22 protein-coding genes and 1 rRNA gene are annotated in these 15,778 nt (G+C 50.7%); 21 read left to right on the forward strand and 2 right to left on the reverse strand.

The annotated features are described in order from the left end of the window. Positions 1-4 precede the first annotated feature (4 nt). From CGZ75_RS19390 to CGZ75_RS19470, 17 genes are all read left to right on the forward strand, one after another. On the forward strand, positions 5-658 hold the full coding sequence (locus tag CGZ75_RS19390) for an adenylate kinase (protein ID WP_089525830.1): 654 nt from the start codon (positions 5-7) through the stop codon (positions 656-658). Continuing rightward, entirely contained in the window at positions 655-1,413 is a 759-nt protein-coding gene (gene map / locus CGZ75_RS19395; protein ID WP_089525831.1) for a type I methionyl aminopeptidase, read from the forward strand. The genes CGZ75_RS19390 and map overlap by 4 nt, the downstream gene beginning before the upstream one ends. Positions 1,414-1,429: 16 nt before the next feature. Beyond that, positions 1,430-1,687 carry a KOW motif-containing protein gene (locus CGZ75_RS19400; protein WP_425436523.1) on the forward strand — a complete coding sequence of 86 codons (258 nt, stop codon included), beginning with the start codon at positions 1,430-1,432 and terminating at the stop codon, positions 1,685-1,687. Positions 1,688-1,700: 13 nt separating this feature from the next. Continuing rightward, entirely contained in the window at positions 1,701-1,916 is a 216-nt protein-coding gene (gene infA / locus CGZ75_RS19405) for a translation initiation factor IF-1 (protein WP_015847200.1), read from the forward strand. Positions 1,917-1,958: 42 nt separating this feature from the next. Next, positions 1,959-2,072 carry a 50S ribosomal protein L36 gene (rpmJ, locus tag CGZ75_RS19410; protein WP_089525833.1) on the forward strand — a complete coding sequence of 38 codons (114 nt, stop codon included), beginning with the start codon at positions 1,959-1,961 and terminating at the stop codon, positions 2,070-2,072. Between the two features lie 18 nt (positions 2,073-2,090). After that, positions 2,091-2,459 (forward strand): 30S ribosomal protein S13, encoded by a 369-nt coding sequence (rpsM, locus tag CGZ75_RS19415; RefSeq protein ID WP_089525834.1) that lies wholly within the window; start codon positions 2,091-2,093, stop codon positions 2,457-2,459. A gap of 19 nt (positions 2,460-2,478) precedes the next feature. Next, on the forward strand, positions 2,479-2,874 hold the full coding sequence (gene rpsK, locus CGZ75_RS19420; RefSeq protein WP_089525835.1) for a 30S ribosomal protein S11: 396 nt from the start codon (positions 2,479-2,481) through the stop codon (positions 2,872-2,874). A 130-nt stretch (positions 2,875-3,004) separates the two neighbouring features. Then, positions 3,005-3,949, forward strand: a complete 945-nt coding sequence (locus tag CGZ75_RS19425; RefSeq protein WP_049868849.1) for a DNA-directed RNA polymerase subunit alpha — start codon at positions 3,005-3,007, stop codon at positions 3,947-3,949. A gap of 19 nt (positions 3,950-3,968) precedes the next feature. Next, positions 3,969-4,334 (forward strand): 50S ribosomal protein L17, encoded by a 366-nt coding sequence (gene rplQ, locus CGZ75_RS19430; RefSeq protein WP_089525836.1) that lies wholly within the window; start codon positions 3,969-3,971, stop codon positions 4,332-4,334. Positions 4,335-4,465: 131 nt separating this feature from the next. Continuing rightward, on the forward strand, positions 4,466-5,221 hold the full coding sequence (truA, locus tag CGZ75_RS19435; protein ID WP_089525837.1) for a tRNA pseudouridine(38-40) synthase TruA: 756 nt from the start codon (positions 4,466-4,468) through the stop codon (positions 5,219-5,221). 185 nt (positions 5,222-5,406) lie between these two features. Then, entirely contained in the window at positions 5,407-5,844 is a 438-nt protein-coding gene (gene rplM / locus CGZ75_RS19440; RefSeq protein ID WP_089525838.1) for a 50S ribosomal protein L13, read from the forward strand. 18 nt (positions 5,845-5,862) lie between these two features. Then, positions 5,863-6,255, forward strand: coding sequence for a 30S ribosomal protein S9 (rpsI, locus tag CGZ75_RS19445; protein ID WP_089525839.1), 393 nt, complete (start codon positions 5,863-5,865; stop codon positions 6,253-6,255). An 84-nt stretch (positions 6,256-6,339) separates the two neighbouring features. Further along, positions 6,340-7,317 carry a nucleoside hydrolase gene (locus CGZ75_RS19450; protein ID WP_089525840.1) on the forward strand — a complete coding sequence of 326 codons (978 nt, stop codon included), beginning with the start codon at positions 6,340-6,342 and terminating at the stop codon, positions 7,315-7,317. Between the two features lie 153 nt (positions 7,318-7,470). After that, positions 7,471-8,163, forward strand: a complete 693-nt coding sequence (locus tag CGZ75_RS19455) for a phosphoadenylyl-sulfate reductase (RefSeq protein WP_089525841.1) — start codon at positions 7,471-7,473, stop codon at positions 8,161-8,163. 23 nt (positions 8,164-8,186) lie between these two features. Then, complete coding sequence (sat, locus tag CGZ75_RS19460) at positions 8,187-9,356, forward strand: sulfate adenylyltransferase (protein WP_089525842.1); 1,170 nt, start codon at positions 8,187-8,189, stop codon at positions 9,354-9,356. Between the two features lie 237 nt (positions 9,357-9,593). Continuing rightward, a complete protein-coding gene (gene cwlD / locus CGZ75_RS19465) occupies positions 9,594-10,313 on the forward strand; it encodes an N-acetylmuramoyl-L-alanine amidase CwlD (RefSeq protein WP_245850956.1) in 720 nt (239 codons plus the stop codon). A 333-nt stretch (positions 10,314-10,646) separates the two neighbouring features. Next, complete coding sequence (locus CGZ75_RS19470) at positions 10,647-11,759, forward strand: Mrp/NBP35 family ATP-binding protein (RefSeq protein WP_089525844.1); 1,113 nt, start codon at positions 10,647-10,649, stop codon at positions 11,757-11,759. A 205-nt stretch (positions 11,760-11,964) separates the two neighbouring features. Here the strand turns inward: CGZ75_RS19470 and gerD are convergent, their stop codons facing one another. Continuing rightward, on the reverse strand, positions 11,965-12,684 hold the full coding sequence (gerD, locus tag CGZ75_RS19475) for a spore germination lipoprotein GerD (protein ID WP_089525845.1): 720 nt from the start codon (positions 12,682-12,684) through the stop codon (positions 11,965-11,967). Between the two features lie 166 nt (positions 12,685-12,850). On the opposite strand from gerD, the gene CGZ75_RS19480 reads away from it, so the two are divergent. Next, positions 12,851-13,489: a KinB-signaling pathway activation protein gene (locus CGZ75_RS19480; protein WP_089525846.1), complete on the forward strand. Its 639-nt coding sequence runs from the start codon at positions 12,851-12,853 to the stop codon at positions 13,487-13,489. A gap of 39 nt (positions 13,490-13,528) precedes the next feature. On the opposite strand, the gene pdaB is transcribed toward CGZ75_RS19480, so the two are convergent. Then, positions 13,529-14,332 carry a polysaccharide deacetylase family sporulation protein PdaB gene (pdaB, locus tag CGZ75_RS19485; RefSeq protein WP_089525847.1) on the reverse strand — a complete coding sequence of 268 codons (804 nt, stop codon included), beginning with the start codon at positions 14,330-14,332 and terminating at the stop codon, positions 13,529-13,531. Positions 14,333-14,462: 130 nt separating this feature from the next. Between pdaB and CGZ75_RS19490 the strand changes: the two genes are divergently transcribed. The 3 genes from CGZ75_RS19490 to CGZ75_RS19500 all read left to right on the forward strand — a co-directional run. Further along, a complete protein-coding gene (locus CGZ75_RS19490) occupies positions 14,463-15,089 on the forward strand; it encodes a stage II sporulation protein M (protein ID WP_089525848.1) in 627 nt (208 codons plus the stop codon). An 82-nt stretch (positions 15,090-15,171) separates the two neighbouring features. Further along, complete coding sequence (locus tag CGZ75_RS19495; RefSeq protein ID WP_089525849.1) at positions 15,172-15,396, forward strand: hypothetical protein; 225 nt, start codon at positions 15,172-15,174, stop codon at positions 15,394-15,396. Positions 15,397-15,705: 309 nt separating this feature from the next. Then, positions 15,706-15,778 (forward strand): 16S ribosomal RNA (locus tag CGZ75_RS19500); the annotation flags it as partial.

The raw sequence follows: 15,778 nt of genomic DNA on the forward strand, positions 1-15,778 counted from the left end.
CAGGATGAACATTCTTTTCATGGGCCCTCCGGGAGCCGGTAAAGGCACCCAGGCCGAGAGAATCGTCGAACAGTTCAATGTTCCTCACATCTCCACCGGAGACGCATTCCGGTTGGCGATGAAGCAGGGCACCCCGCTTGGTCAGAAAGCGAAGGAATTCGTCGATCAAGGACTACTTGTTCCGGATGAAATCACGAACGGCATCGTGCGGGAACGCCTGCTGCTGGCTGATTGCGAGAAAGGTTTCCTGTTGGATGGCTTTCCGCGTACGCTGCAACAAGCTGAAGCGCTTGATGGTATGTTGGCCGAAATGGGACGCAGCATCGATCATGTAGTTAATCTTCGTGTCGATCGCGGTCTTCTGCTCGCGAGGCTCACTGGACGTCGTATTTGCAAATCATGCGGCGCGACTTATCATGTGATGTTCAATCCGCCTAAGGCGGAAGGCATTTGCGATAAGGACGGCGGAGAGCTTTACCAGCGTTCGGATGATACGGAAGAAAAGGTCGGCACCCGTCTGGATGAGTATATTTCCAAAACGGCCCCGCTTCTGGAATACTACAGCGGCAAAGGTCTGCTGCGTGAAGTGAACGGAGAGCAGGAAATCGATCAGGTCACCGCTGACATCGCTGGACGTCTGCGGGGTTCGAACGAATGATAATTTGCAAGTCTGAAGCCGAACTGCGATTCATGAGAGAAGCGGGACGCATCGTGGCTGAGACGCATCGCCTTATGGCCGGTGCTGTGCGGGCCGGTGTTACGACCCGTGAACTGGATGACATCGCTGATCGCTACATTCGCAGTCAGGGCGCGATTCCATCTTTTAAAGGCTACAATCAGTTTCCTGGCAGCATTTGCGCTTCTGTCAACGAAGAACTGGTGCACGGCATTCCGGGCAGCCGGAAGCTGAGCGAGGGAGATATCATCACACTTGATATCGGCGCCCAGTATGAAGGCTATCACGGAGATTCGGCTTGGACCTACCCCGTAGGCGAAGTTACGGAAGAAGTAAGCCGTCTGCTGGATGTATCCGAACGCTCGCTGTACGCCGGGCTTGAGCTGGTCAAACCGGATGTTCGGCTGTATACGGTCTCGCACGCCATTCAAAAAGTGGTGGAGGATGCGGGCTTTTCCATTGTTCGCGAGTATGTTGGGCACGGAATTGGCAAGGATCTTCATGAAGAGCCGCAAATTCCGAACTACGGCATTCCGGATCGTGGACCCCGGCTGAAGCCAGGAATGGTGCTGGCCATCGAGCCGATGGTGAACATCGGGGAGCGCTATGTCCAGACCCTGTCGGACAATTGGACGGTTGTAACAGTGGACGGTTTATGGTGCGCTCATTACGAGCACACGGTAGCAGTCACGGAGAGCGGTTGTGAAATTTTGACGAAGCTGCCGGATGCGGAGTAGGGTCTTGGATCCGCTCATGCAGGTCGGTAGATTGGTCAAAGTGCTTCGAGGCAAGGATGAAGGTAGCTATGCTGTCATTGTGGAGATCCTGGATGACAGGTTCGTGCGCATTGCTGACGGCAATGGCCGGCGCTTCGACTCGCCGAAGAAGAAAAATCTGCAACATCTTCAGTTACTTCCGGCTCTCAGCAGCGAAGTTTCGGACAGCATGTCTGAGACGGGCCGGGTGACCAATGCCAAGCTAAGATTCGCGATACAGAAGTACACAAGCTGAAAGGGGAATGAGGATGGCCAAGGAAGACGTCATTGAAGTCGAAGGTACGGTTATCGAACCGCTGCCAAACGCCATGTTCAAGGTTGAACTGGAGAACGGCCACCAGATTCTCGCTCATGTATCCGGCAAGCTCAGAATGCACTTTATCCGTATTCTGACCGGAGACAAAGTGGTTATCCAGTTGTCGCCTTACGATCTGTCCAGAGGACGCATCACCTATCGGAAGTAAGCCGCGTGCTTTACGGAAGAAGGATTCGGGAGGTAATTCACAATGAAGGTCAGACCTTCGGTAAAGCCGATTTGCGAGAAATGCAAAGTCATTCGTCGCAAACGCACGGTTATGGTCATTTGCGAAAATCCGAAGCACAAACAAAGACAAGGTTAAGAAGGGAGGACACGACTAATGGCTCGTATATCTGGTGTAGACTTGCCGCGCGACAAGCGCGTTGAAATCGCGCTCCAATACATTTTTGGTATTGGCCAAACGACAGCTCAGAGAATTCTGGCTGAAACGGGTGTCAGCGCAGCGACTCGCGTACGCGACCTCACGGAAGACGAAGTGAGCAAACTGCGTGAAGTTATCGACAAATCCGTTAAAGTAGAAGGCGATCTCCGTCGCGAGATCTCTCTGAACATCAAACGTCTGGTTGAGATCGGATGCTACCGTGGTATCCGTCACCGTCGCGGTCTGCCTGTTCGCGGTCAACGTACGAAGACCAACGCTCGCACGCGCAAAGGTCCTCGCCGTACGGTAGCGAACAAGAAGAAATAAGAAGGGAGGATAACGAACAATGGCTAAACCTAAAAAAGTCTTACGCACAAAACGCCGCGACCGGAAAAATATCGAGTCTGGTGTTGCCCATATCCGCTCGACGTTCAACAACACGATCGTCACGATTACGGATCCGCATGGCAATGCGATTTCCTGGGCTAGCTCCGGTAACCTCGGTTACAGGGGCTCCCGTAAAAGCACGCCTTTCGCAGCTCAAATGGCTGCTGAAGCTGCTGCTAAATCGGCAATGGAGCACGGCATGAAAGCTGTTGAAGTCATGGTTAAAGGACCTGGCGCTGGCCGTGAAGCCGCGATCCGTTCCCTTCAAGCCGCTGGTCTTGAAGTTAACCTGATTAAAGACGTTACGCCGGTTCCTCACAACGGCTGCCGTCCGCCGAAACGCCGTCGCGTATAGTTCGTCTTATTTCTGTGGTATCAAATTGCGACAACTTGTGAATAATGGTTGTGAAGGTTTGGCATACTACTAGATTTGACGCCATGGAACGTTATAGATACGGAGCGACGTTTTGAAGGAGGGTACATTAGTGATTGAGATCGAAAAGCCGAAAATCGAAACCGTAGAGCTGAGTGACGATGGAGCTTATGGCCGTTTTGTTGTCGAGCCCCTCGAACGGGGCTACGGGACGACACTCGGAAACTCGCTTCGCCGCATTCTGCTCTCGTCGCTTCCCGGCGCGGCAGTGACGTCCGTACAGATTGACGGAGTGCTTCACGAATTTTCTACGGTTCCAGGAGTCATGGAAGACGTGACCGAAATGATCCTGAACCTGAAAGGTCTGTCGCTCAAAATCCATTCCGACGAAGAGAAGGTATTGGAAATTGATGCGGAAGGCGAAGGGAACGTTACAGCGGGCGACATCCGCGCGGACAGTGATGTCGAGATTCTCAGCCCAGATCTTCATATCGCAACCTTGGCTTCCGGCGCACGGCTCCATATGAGAATTTTCGCCAATCGCGGACGCGGTTATGTGCAAGCAGACCGCAACAAACGTGAAGATCAGCCGATTGGTGTCATTCCTGTTGATTCGATTTACACGCCAATTACACGTGTCAATTATAGCGTAGAGAACACTCGCGTTGGTCAAGTTACTAACTATGACAAGCTGACGCTTGAAGTGTGGACGGATGGCAGCATCCGCCCAGAAGAGGCTGTAAGCCTCGGCGCTAAAATTCTGACCGAGCATTTGGACTTGTTCGTCGGACTGACCGATGAAGCCAAAGACGCGGAAATTATGGTTGAGAAGGAAGAGGACAAAAAGGAAAAAGTACTCGAGATGACGATCGAGGAACTTGACCTGTCCGTCCGTTCTTACAACTGTCTTAAACGTGCAGGTATCAACACCGTTCAAGAGCTTACATTGAAAACCGAAGAAGACATGATGAAGGTTCGTAACTTGGGCCGCAAGTCTTTAGAGGAAGTACAAGAGAAGCTCGAAGAACTCGGTCTTGGCCTCCGCACAGAAGAATAGCACCAAGGAGGGGAAATCGATGGCATACTCGAAACTGGGACGCGACGCAAGCGCTCGGAAAGCTCTGTTCCGTGACCTTGTGACCGACCTTTTCCTGTACGAGCGTATCCAAACTACTGAAGCGAAAGCTAAAGAAGTGCGTTCGATCGCAGAAAAACTTATCACTAAAGCAAAACGTGGAGATCTCCACGCCCGCCGTCAAGTGGCTGCATATGTACGCCGCGAAACGGTTGACGGAGAGCAAGACGCGATTCAAAAGCTGTTCAGCGAACTGGCGACCCGTTACTCGGAGCGCGCTGGCGGGTACACCCGTATCCTCAAACTGGGCCCTCGTCGCGGCGACTCTGCGCCTATGGTCTACCTGGAACTGGTTGACCGCTCGTAAAACAGCAACTGCTGCTCCACAGGCGGCGAGCAAAAGGTGGACCCCAGAGGCCACCTTTTTTCTTTTGCTCGTTGCTGCCTAGGGAGAGATGCTTAGAAGAAGGCGAAGCACAGTCAAGGAGAGAATGAGGCTTGCGAAATATACGGATGAAGGTCGCTTATGATGGAACTGGCTATTATGGTTTCCAGGCACAGCCTGGGGGCAATACAGTACAGGATGCAATCGAGCAGGCGATCGAGACGCTGACGGAAACGAGAACGAGGATAATAGGCTCTGGCCGAACGGATGCCCGTGTACATGCTTTGGGGCAAGTGTTCAACTTCCATACCGAATCCCGCATAGCAATTGAACGTTGGGGATTGGCGTTGAACGCCCGCTTGCCACATGATATACGGATCGTTGGACGGGCTGAAGAAGTCCCATTGGATTTTCATTCCCGATTCTCGGCCAAGCGTAAAACCTATCGATACTCAATTTGCACATCTCAGTATCACGATGTGTTCCGCCGCAATTATGAGCTTCATCATCCCGCTCCCGTTCTGGATCGCCACGCGATGCGAATTGCGCTGGAGCAACTGGTGGGAGAGCATGACTTCACCTCTTTTACGACCAATCATTACGATGAACGGTCCCACGTCCGGACGATTTATTCCGCTGAGCTCAGAGAGGAGGGACATCGCCTGGATATCTTCGTGACAGGCAATGGCTTCCTCTATAATATGGTGCGCATTATTGCTGGTACTTTAATCCGTGTTGGACAGGGAAAGATTCCCGCGGACTCCATAACAAGCCTTTTGGAGGCACGTGATCGGGTGAAGGTTGGTCCAACAGCGGTCCCTTACGGACTTACCTTAATTGATGTGGATTACAGTGAGAACACGGACTAAAAATCCTTGCGTTGGGCACTTATTTGTTGTAATATATAACTTGTGCTTTCTTATTGGCTCTCCCACAGCCCCGCATAAGAATGGCACAACCAACCATGTAAGACAAGCTTCACTTAACCATTGATGATGAACTGAAACCGATGTTTCACGATAAATAAAGTCCAACCATTGAAGGAGGATCTCCCATGCGTACCACTTATATGGCTAAGCCTACTGAAATAGAGCGCAACTGGCATGTTGTAGACGCCGAAGGCCAAACGCTTGGCCGTCTGGCTAGTGAAGTTGCAAGCCTGATCCGCGGCAAGCATAAGCCACAATTCACTCCTCACCTTGATTCCGGCGATTTCGTCGTTGTTATCAATGCTGAGAAAATCGTCCTCACAGGTAACAAATGGAATGACAAGAACTACTACCGTCACTCCATGCATCCAGGCGGTCTGAAAGTAACTCCTGCCAAGGATCAAATTAAAAAGAAACCAGAATCCCTTGTGGAACTTGCGGTACGCGGCATGTTGCCGAAAAACCGTCTGGGCGACAAAATGAAGATGAAACTGAAAGTATACGCTGGTTCGGAGCATCCGCACCAAGCTCAAAATCCGGTAGCTTACGAGCTGCGCGGTTAATCGAAGGAGGACCCTACAATGGCTCAAGTCCAATACTATGGTACTGGTCGTCGTAAACACTCCGTAGCACGCGTTCGTCTCGTGCCGGGTGAAGGACGCATTATCATCAACAAACGCGAGTTGGATGAGTACTTCGGCCTGGAAACGCTGAAGTTGATCGTGAAGCAACCACTCGTTCTGACTGAAACAGTCGGCAAGTATGACATCATCATTCTTGCTCATGGCGGCGGTACTTCCGGCCAAGCTGGCGCAATCCGTCACGGTATCTCCCGTGCTCTGCTGAAAGCAGATCCAGAGTTCCGTCCATCCCTGAAACGCGCTGGATTCCTGACGCGTGACCCTCGTATGAAAGAACGGAAGAAATACGGCCTCAAAGCTGCACGCCGTGCTCCTCAGTTCTCCAAACGTTAATATTTTACCCGACCTTTTCCGCTGTTGCGGAAAAGGTCTTTTTCATTGTTATATTTAAATCAGAAATCGGCGGAGGTACATACAATGACTACGCATAAACCTGTATATTTTAACCATGATGGTGGGGTAGACGATCTTGTATCCCTATTTCTTCTGCTGCAGATGGATTCGATTGATCTAATCGGCGTGTCTGTTATCGACGCAGACTGTTATGTAGAACCCGCAGTATCGGCAAGCCGCAAGATCATTGATCGATACGGTGCAGCGGATCTGAAAGGAATTCAAGTTGCGCGCAGCAATTCTAGACCTAAAAACCCATTTCCGAAGGATTGGCGGATGCATGCCTTTTATGTCGATGCTATGCCCCTGCTCAATGAACGCCCAATAGTAATAACGCAGGAGGCTCCCAAGCTGGCCCATCTGGATATGATTGAGAAGTTACAGGCTGCAAGCAGTAAAGTTACGCTACTTTTCACGGGACCGCTAACGGATCTGGCTCGCGCCCTGGATGTTGATCCGTCCATTGAAGAGAAGATTGAGAAGCTCTACTGGATGGGTGGTACTTTTCTCCCGGACGGCAATGTACATGAACCAGAACATGACGGGACAGCGGAATGGAATGCCTTCTGGGACCCTGAGGCAGTTAAACGTGTGTGGGATAGCAACATTACAATAGATATGGTCGCGCTTGAAAGCACGAACAAAGTTCCGCTGACGGTAGAGACACGCAAGGAGTGGGCACAAAACCGCCGCTTTGAAGGCATAGACTTTCTTGGCCAATGTTATGCAACCGTACCTCCGCTCGTTCATTTTGCGACTAACTCGACTTACTACCTATGGGATGTGCTGACAACGGCGATTATCGGCAAGCCTGAGCTGGTTTCTTCGCACACGGTGAGCTGTGATGTTTTGCCGGATGGCCCTTCCCAAGGTAGAACGGTGCTCAAGGAATCCGGACGCCAGGTAACGGTTGTAGATGATGTCGATCGGGATGCATTTTTCCTTTACCTGACGGAGCTTGCTAAACATGCTGATCAGGACGGCGTATATCGTATTGAATAAAGGTAACTTATTACATGGATAAGGAATGCTTATTTATAGAGGAAAATCGGGCTTCTGAAGCTAAATTAGGCAATTGATCATTAGCGGTAAACCCCTTATAATTAAAAGCATATAATTTTACTTGGTATTAATCATATGGGAGGGGAACCGAACTTGAACCTGCTAGAGAAAGAGGCGCTCATTACGGAGCAAGCCATTAAGCTCGAAGACGCATTGCCGGAAGAAATTCTGAAATTTGCCGTCGAGACATTTCCAAATATAACGTTTGCCTGCAGCTTTGGCGCAGAAGATGTCGTGCTCGTGGACATGTTGCACAAAATCAGCCCTAAAACGGATATATTTTACTTGGACACGGATTTTCATTTCAATGAAACCTACGAGACACGTGATCGCATGGAGTCCCGCTACGGAATTAAGTTTGTCCAAGTGAAACCATTGCTGACGCCAGAGGAGCAGGCGGCGAAGCATAGCGAAGAGCTTTGGAATAGTGAGCCTAACACTTGCTGCAACATCCGTAAGGTAGAGCCGTTGACACGTATTTTGTCCCAATACGAAGCATGGATTACAGGTATTCGTCGTGATCAAGCGCCAACCCGTGCTAACGCCAAAAAGATTGAATATGATACGAAGTTTGGCCTCGTGAAATTCAATCCAATCGCTCACTGGACCTCTGAGGACGTATGGGATTACATCCGTGATAACGAGATCATTTATAACCCGCTTCATGACCGGAACTTCCCGAGCATCGGCTGCGAGCAATGCACGCGTCAGGTCGCACAGGGTGAAGACCCTCGTGCTGGCCGCTGGGCCGGCAACGACAAGACTGAGTGCGGTCTGCATAAGTGAGTCATAAGGAGGATAACGGAATCATGTCAAGCATCAAGCCGCATGGCGGCGAACTGGTGAACCGCATCGCAGAGGGAACAGAGCGTGAGCAGCTGCTTCAGGAAGCACAAGGGCTGACTGCCATTTCGGTGGACAACTGGACGATTTCTGATCTTGATTTGATCGGCGTAGGAGCGTTCTCTCCGCTGACTGGCTTTCTGACGGAGGCCGACTACAAGTCGGTCGTAGACAACATGAAGCTTGCGAGTGGATTAGTATGGAGTATTCCGATCACGCTGCCGATCAACGAATCGACTGCATCCGCTCTGTCCGTGGGCGAGCGCGTAGCGCTGAAGGGTGAAGACGGTGTTGTGTACGCACTCCTGACCGTGGAGAGCATCTACAATGTGGACCAGCGCCATGAGGCGGTGCAAGTATTCAAGACGGATGATCTGGAGCATCCAGGTGTCAAAAAATTGTTCTCACGCTCCAGCATCAATGTGGGCGGTACAGTAACCGTCTTGAATCGTCCTCAGCCGGAGAAATTCGGGGAGTTTTATTTTGACCCTGCGCAGACTCGCCAAATCTTCGCTGATAAAGGCTGGAAAACGGTAGTTGGCTTCCAAACTCGTAATCCGGTCCATCGTGCTCATGAGTTCATTCAGAAATGCGCAATGGAAATCGTCGACGGCTTGTTCCTGAACCCGCTCGTTGGCGAGACGAAGTCGGATGACGTTCCGGCTAATGTCCGCATGAAGAGCTATCTGGCGCTGCTGGACAATTATTACCCAGAGAGCCGGACGTTCCTTGGTGTGTTCCCGGCTGCCATGCGTTATGCGGGTCCTCGTGAGGCAATCTTCCACGCGCTGGTTCGCAAGAATTATGGATGCACACATTTCATCGTTGGCCGCGACCATGCTGGTGTTGGCGACTATTACGGCACATACGAAGCGCAGGATTTGCTGAAAAGCATCCCAGTAGAAGAGCTTGATATTACTCCGCTTTATTTTGAACATAGCTTCTTCTGCAAAAAATGCGGCAATATGGCAACGAGCAAAACTTGCCCGCATGATAAGGCAGAGCATGTCGCTCTGTCCGGAACGAAGGTACGTGAAATGCTGCGTAACGGCATTTGCCCGCCGCCTGAATTCTCCCGCCCGGAGGTTGCCCAGATTCTAATCGAGGGCATGCAGGAGCAGCCGGCGCATTCTTAATGAATGGTTTGTCTGGTATGTTGCGGCATAACCGACAGACTTTAGAGGCATGAAGGAACACCCTGTCCCATATAGTTGATGGTAACGAGAGGCTTGGCTAAGCCTTGAATGATCATCGACTCGGGATGGGGTGTTTTTTGCGTGAGCAGGGACCGTAAGGAAGGTAAACGGGAAGGCAGACACGGTCTGTATCCTTCCCGCAAGCGTATCGTCGTTTGGATTAATCCACGCGGCTGGATGCGGGTCGGCATTATTACTGGGATGCTGTTGATGCTGGCTTGGCTGCTGACGGAGCAGCTGCCTGCGGCGCAGACTTGGAATACGTGGTCACTTCCACTTAGCGGCAAAACAGTCGTATTGGATGCGGGACACGGTGGGCCTGATGGCGGGGCGATGAGTAAGAGTGGCCTCATTGAGAAGGATCTCAATCTGGCGATAGCGCTTCAGCTTCGGGATTATTTGCAGCAGGCGGGTGCAGTTGTCTACTTGACCCGTGAGGGAGATCAGGATTTAGCCGGTGAGGCGACTAAGGGGTATAAGCAGCGAAAGAGGGAGGACCTCAAGCAAAGGGCGAAGTTCGTGGAAGACAAAACAGCGGATATGATGGTAAGCATCCATATGAACGCCATCCCATCGCCTAAGTGGTCGGGTGCGCAGACGTTTTATTATCCGAACCATGAGGGGAATGCTGCGCTGGCTGCGCTTATTCAGGAGGAGATCAAGCGCAATCTGGAAAATACGAGCCGAGTGGCGGCAAAGGCTCCAAACACGGTGTATTTGCTACAGGCGGTTAAAACCGTTCCTAGTGCGCTTGTTGAAGTTGGCTTTCTGTCCCATCCTGGCGAAGCGGCCAAGCTGGCTGATGGATTGTATCAAAAGCAGGTGGCAGCTTCGATCTACGAAGGTATTCTCCGCTATAGCAGCGGGGAGAGACCGGCTGGAATGGGCGGGAAGTGATGAGGAACAGCGGAACGGGGCGTCTAGAACTGTGGGTGTTAATGGGAAAAGCAGCATGGACTGCGAGCTTGAATGTAAAAGCGGTGTGTGCTGAGAGCTTGAATTGTAAAAGCAGCGTGTGCTGAGAGCATGAATGTAAAAGCAGCGTGTGCTGAGAGCATGAATGTAAAAGCAATGTGTGCTGAGAGCATGGGTGTGAAACTGGCTGAGCGATAGACGAGCTCAGCAGGTAGAAGCCGTTCCGGTATGTTATAATGAAGGCATATTCGTTGTATGAGGCGGCAGGTAATTTGAGCCGCCTCCACGCATGCCGGAAGGTGGAGACCGCACACTATGCTCACACGCGAACAAGTACTGGAAGCCGTGAATGCTGTCACGGCACAAAGCGCGGACGGGATTTCCGTCCGCGATGTTATGGTTAGAGACCGTCAGGCATCGCTGACGGTCCTTTTACCCAGCGGCGCTGCGCAGCCGCCGCTAGAAGCCGCGCTGCGCGATGCGCTCGCGCAAACAGGGGCCGAAACCGTGCACCTACGGTTTCGGTCCCTGGAGGCGCCTGCGGCAGCGCCAAGCGCAGCCGCCGCAGGCGCAATGCCCGAAGCGGCGGCGCAGCCTGCCGCCGCTTCGGGCACCCCAGGCACCGCCCCCGTGCGTGGCCACGGGGCGGGCCTGGAAGGCGTGCCGCTCCTCTCTGAGGAGAGCGGCACGGAGTTCATTGCCATCGCCAGCGGCAAAGGCGGCGTTGGCAAGTCCACCGTCACCGTCAATTTGGCGGTGGCGCTAGCCCGCAAGGGCAAGCGTGTCGGCCTTGTTGACGCCGACATTTACGGCTTCAGCGTGCCCGATATGATGGGCATCGAGGAGCGGCCGGAAGTTGTGGACGGCCGTATTCAGCCGATCGAGCGCTTCGGAGTTAAAGTCATCTCCATGGGCTTTTTCGTGGAGGACAACAGCCCGATCGTTTGGCGCGGACCGATGCTCGGGCGGATGCTGCGCAACTTTTTCCAAGAGGTAGAGTGGGGCGGGCTGGATTATCTACTGCTTGATCTGCCACCGGGAACAGGCGATGTAGCGTTGGACGTTCATCAGATCCTGCCTCAAAGCAAGGAAATTATCGTGACGACGCCACATGCAACAGCCGCTTTTGTTGCAGCCCGTGCGGGTGCAATGGCGCTGCAAACGGAACATGAGATTCTTGGCGTTGTAGAGAACATGTCTTATTATCTGAATCCATCCACGGGTGAGAAGGAGTATGTGTTCGGCAAGGGCGGGGGAGCCCGACTAGCTGAAAATTTGCATACGGATCTTCTTGCGCAGATTCCGCTTGGAGCACCTGACAACCATATTTCGGAGCGGGATTTCTCTCCATCGGTGTACAAAGCCGAATCCGAGACAGGACAGCTTTATTTGGAGCTCGCCGATCGCGTCATCGCCAGAACCTGGTAGGCGCGCAACAGTGCATCCTTTTAATACGCGGCACTTCTGCTTTACAGAGGTCTCAATTGTATTCGTCTTATCGCTAATACGCGAAACTTCTGCTTTACAGAGGTCTCAATTGTATTGTTCTTACCGCCCATCAACCAAAAAGCAGCCTCAGGAAGAGTTTCAACTCTTTCCAGGCTGCTTTTTTCCATTTCTTTAATTTAATCGGCTAAGTCGAAGACTCCTCGTTCTCACCGCCGTTTTCCTCACTGGATTCCTCGCCGCCTTCACCGCCTTCGCCACTCCCACCGCTTTTATTTTCTTCACCGCCGCCGGATTTAGTACTTACCTTTTCCTCTGGCTTCACGCGAAGCTCCTCTTGGACGGCCTTTTTCAACAAATCGAGCATTTCCACGCGGAAAAGAGGATTCGACATCGAGTCCTGCATGATCGTCATGACCTGCTTACGGTATTGTCCGCTCATGAGAACTTCAAGAATCATCTTATCCATTTCCGGCGTTTTCATCGCGCCGATAAGTTCCTTCTGATAAGTCGGATCTTTCATGAGCTCTTTATGGATTTCTTTGTTTTGCTTATTTACCGCCTTGGCGAATTCACCGGCAAAACGGGTGTCGGCCATCATCGACTTAATGACCTTATCGTATTCAGGCGAGGTAATAGTTTCCCTCACAGCCGTTTTTACATTTTCCGCATCCTGCATAGATAGCAGCTTCATCCCGCTGCCACTGGTGCCGGAAGCGCCCACTTGGCTTTCTTGAAGCGCCTTTTGAGCATCTTCTGTTTTGAGGATGTCGATGACCATGCTTTTCATGTCTTTATAGTTCATCTGCTGCCCGCCGCCTCCCGAAGGCTCGGATCCGCATCCGGAGAGAAGAACTGCGGTCATGGCAGCCAAAGATAAGCAATACAAGGCCTGTTTAAATTTCATAAGCTGGAGCTCCTCCTTCGCTTGCCGGATTAGCTTAAGCTCCGGCCTGGGATAGGTACAGTATGCTCGAAACAGCAAGCGAATATCAGGCCAAGTCTTAGCTTTTTGTTCCGTTCATGGTAAGATAAAGAACAAGATGAACTCGCTTTCGGGAGGATGCAGCGGAATGACGATACGCAAGTGGTTTTTTCTTTTTTGGACAACAATGGCAATTGGAGCGGCATTGACGCTCATTACTGGCTTTGCCATGCAGTGGATGGATCAGACTATCCAGGCATATGGCTGGTCCGGCGCAGGCTTCAATGCTTTCAATATGGTTTTGGTCGGGCTGCTGATCGGAGCATTTAGCCAGATGGGCTTTTTCGCGTACCTGACGCTCAACTATATCGCGCTAAGCGTTTTCCGCAAAGCCTATCTATGGAGTACCCTACAGGCATACACAACGGTGTTTGTGCTGGGATCTCTGGGTTATATCCTGTACCAATCTCGTGATCAGACCGGGATGGTCCTGTTTTGGCTCTTGCCAATTGTACTCGCTGCCGCCGCTTGGTCGACCGGTTATGTGAAGACTCGAATGACGAACAATCGGGCCTTTATTCCGACCCTTTTCCTAATGATCGTTGTAACGACGATTGAAGCTTGGCCGAGCTTTCAAGGTGAAGAAGGAGTTATCAGCGCCAGCGCCATCTGGTTTATGATGATCCCGTTGATCGTTTGCAATGCTTACCAAATTCTTATTCTTCATCGCATAACCGCCACCACTGACAAAAAAGCCGTCTCCGCGACGGGCGCGAAATCGGCTTAATTCCAGCTAGCAGGCAATGGAGCTATAGCTACTACTTAGTTACATATCGAAGCTTACCGGTTGCGGCTCTGTGGAGACCCCATTGTCCCGCACTTCCTTGCCGCTGGCTTCCGTTTGATTTATTAGCTGGGACACACTGACGAATTCGTACCCTTGTGCACGGAGCCCATCAATGATGGCGGGGAGGGCCTCGTGAGTCTGTTTGGCAGAATCGCTGGCATGCAGCAGCACGATATCACCGGGGTGGGCTCTTTTTATGACGCGGTCAACGATATTCTGAGTTCCAATATTCATCCAATCTTGCGAATCCGTATCCCACTGGATGACTTTATACCCCATACTTTCTGTTTGTTGAAGCACTCGCTTGTCAAAGTCTCCATTCGGAAGGCGGATAAGCTGGGGTGCTTTTCCTGTTTCCTGGGACAAAATAGAATGAGCAGTTTGCAGCTGCGCTTGTATCTCCTCGTCGCTTAAATTGCTGTAGTTATCATGTTTGTTGCCATGACTTCCGATCTCCCAGCCATTTTCCATGATTGCCTTGACCATTTGCGGATGGGTTTGCACCCAAGGAGCTGACAGGAAAAAGGTCGTATTCTTGATTCCCTTTTCCTTTAGAATCTGCATGATTGGTTCGGCCCGCTTGTCCCCCCAACTGATGTCGAAGGTAAGGGCGATCATTTTTTTGCTTGTCGGCACGTTATAGATAGCAGCAGGTTGATCGGTGGCGAACACCGTAATATTGTCCTTCTCGGTATAAATGACCCCTGCAGCAAATATTACCGCGGCGAATAAAAAAAAGTACCGACGGATTTTCCGGCCGTTAAAGACGTAAAAGAAATTCATTTTGCGTCTGGTCTCCTCTCTTAAAAGGCTTTCGCCAAGGCTTGTCGCTCTTCTTGTACAATCTATGCCGGGTTTGGACAGATATTCGTGAGCTAACCACACTTTTGCCAGGGAAGGAGTCGGATCGAAAATGAACTTGTATACAAAGCGATTCATTCAATTTATAAAAGAAGCTAAACATTTTGTAGTAGCAGGAACACTGTTATTTGTAGCGGGAATCTTGTTTGGGGTTTTTAATGATAATCTGCACACCATGCTGAATGGCCAACTCGAGGGGGTGCGGGAACTTGCCCGTCGAGTCAGTGAGAGCTCCAATCCGAGGCTGCAGCTTTTTATTGTGATTTTGTTCAATAATGTTTTGAAGGCTTTGCTTATTATTGTGCTCGGGGCTTTGTTATCCGTAATACCGATTTTCTTTTTAATGCTTAATGGAGCGGTACTGGGATACTTGTATGTTTTGCGTTCGGAGGAGCTTGGAGCGGGAACGGCTTTGGGAGAGTTGGCTAAAGGCATTCTGCCTCACGGAATTATTGAGATTCCGGCCATTATCCTTGCTGCAGCTTTCGGAATCAAGCTAGGTAGTTACGTCTATCGCTGGCTTGGATTGGTCGTTGCCGGTAAGAGCCAACAACTATTGAGACAAGAATGGAAAGAGTACGCTCTTGGTTTGCTTTTGATGGGAGCGGGAATCAGTGTTCTACTGCTGGTAGCAGCAATTATAGAAAGCACCGTAACTCCATGGATACTTTCTCTGTAATAAAATTTCCAATATTTGAGCATAACAGTAAGGCTGCACTCTGACCCTAGAATGCTTCAACCCAATGCCTAGGAGGACGGTTATGCTCGGGATATTGTTTAACGATAAAGAATGCAAAGAACTTGACTATGTATTGCGCAAGGAATTGGACGAAATGCTGCTTGATTTAGGGGACTCCCGTTTGGATGGAGAAATCAAACAAGCCATTACGAGAAGGTACCGAATCGTGTTCCGCATGTTTGCCCGTATTGCATCACCAAGAGAACTTTCTCGCTATGCATTAAGGGTAAGACATAATCAACAATAACTTTTTTGAAAAAAATGAATAAAAGGGTTGACGCTATGTACTGGCTGTGGTAAATTAATTCTCGCCCCTTCGAAAGGGCTCATAAATAAACGGTGCTGAACTGATTGCAACTTATTTTTTTAAAAAAAAGATGTTGCAATAATATTCGAAGCTGTGATATATTATGAAGGTCGCTCCTCGAAAGAGTGCGCGACAAACCAGAACAATTTGTTCTTTGAAAACTGAACAACGAGTGAAGCAAGTCAACGTTATAAATGAGCAAGTCAAACACCTTGAAGCTTTTCTAATCCTTCGGATGCGAAAACTTCTTTTATGGAGAGTTTGATCCTGGCTCAGGACGAACGCTGGCGGCGTGCCTAATACATGCAAGTCGAGCGGATTG

Source organism: Paenibacillus herberti (assembly GCF_002233675.1).
Classification (GTDB): Bacteria; Bacillota; Bacilli; order Paenibacillales; family Paenibacillaceae; genus Paenibacillus_O; species Paenibacillus_O herberti.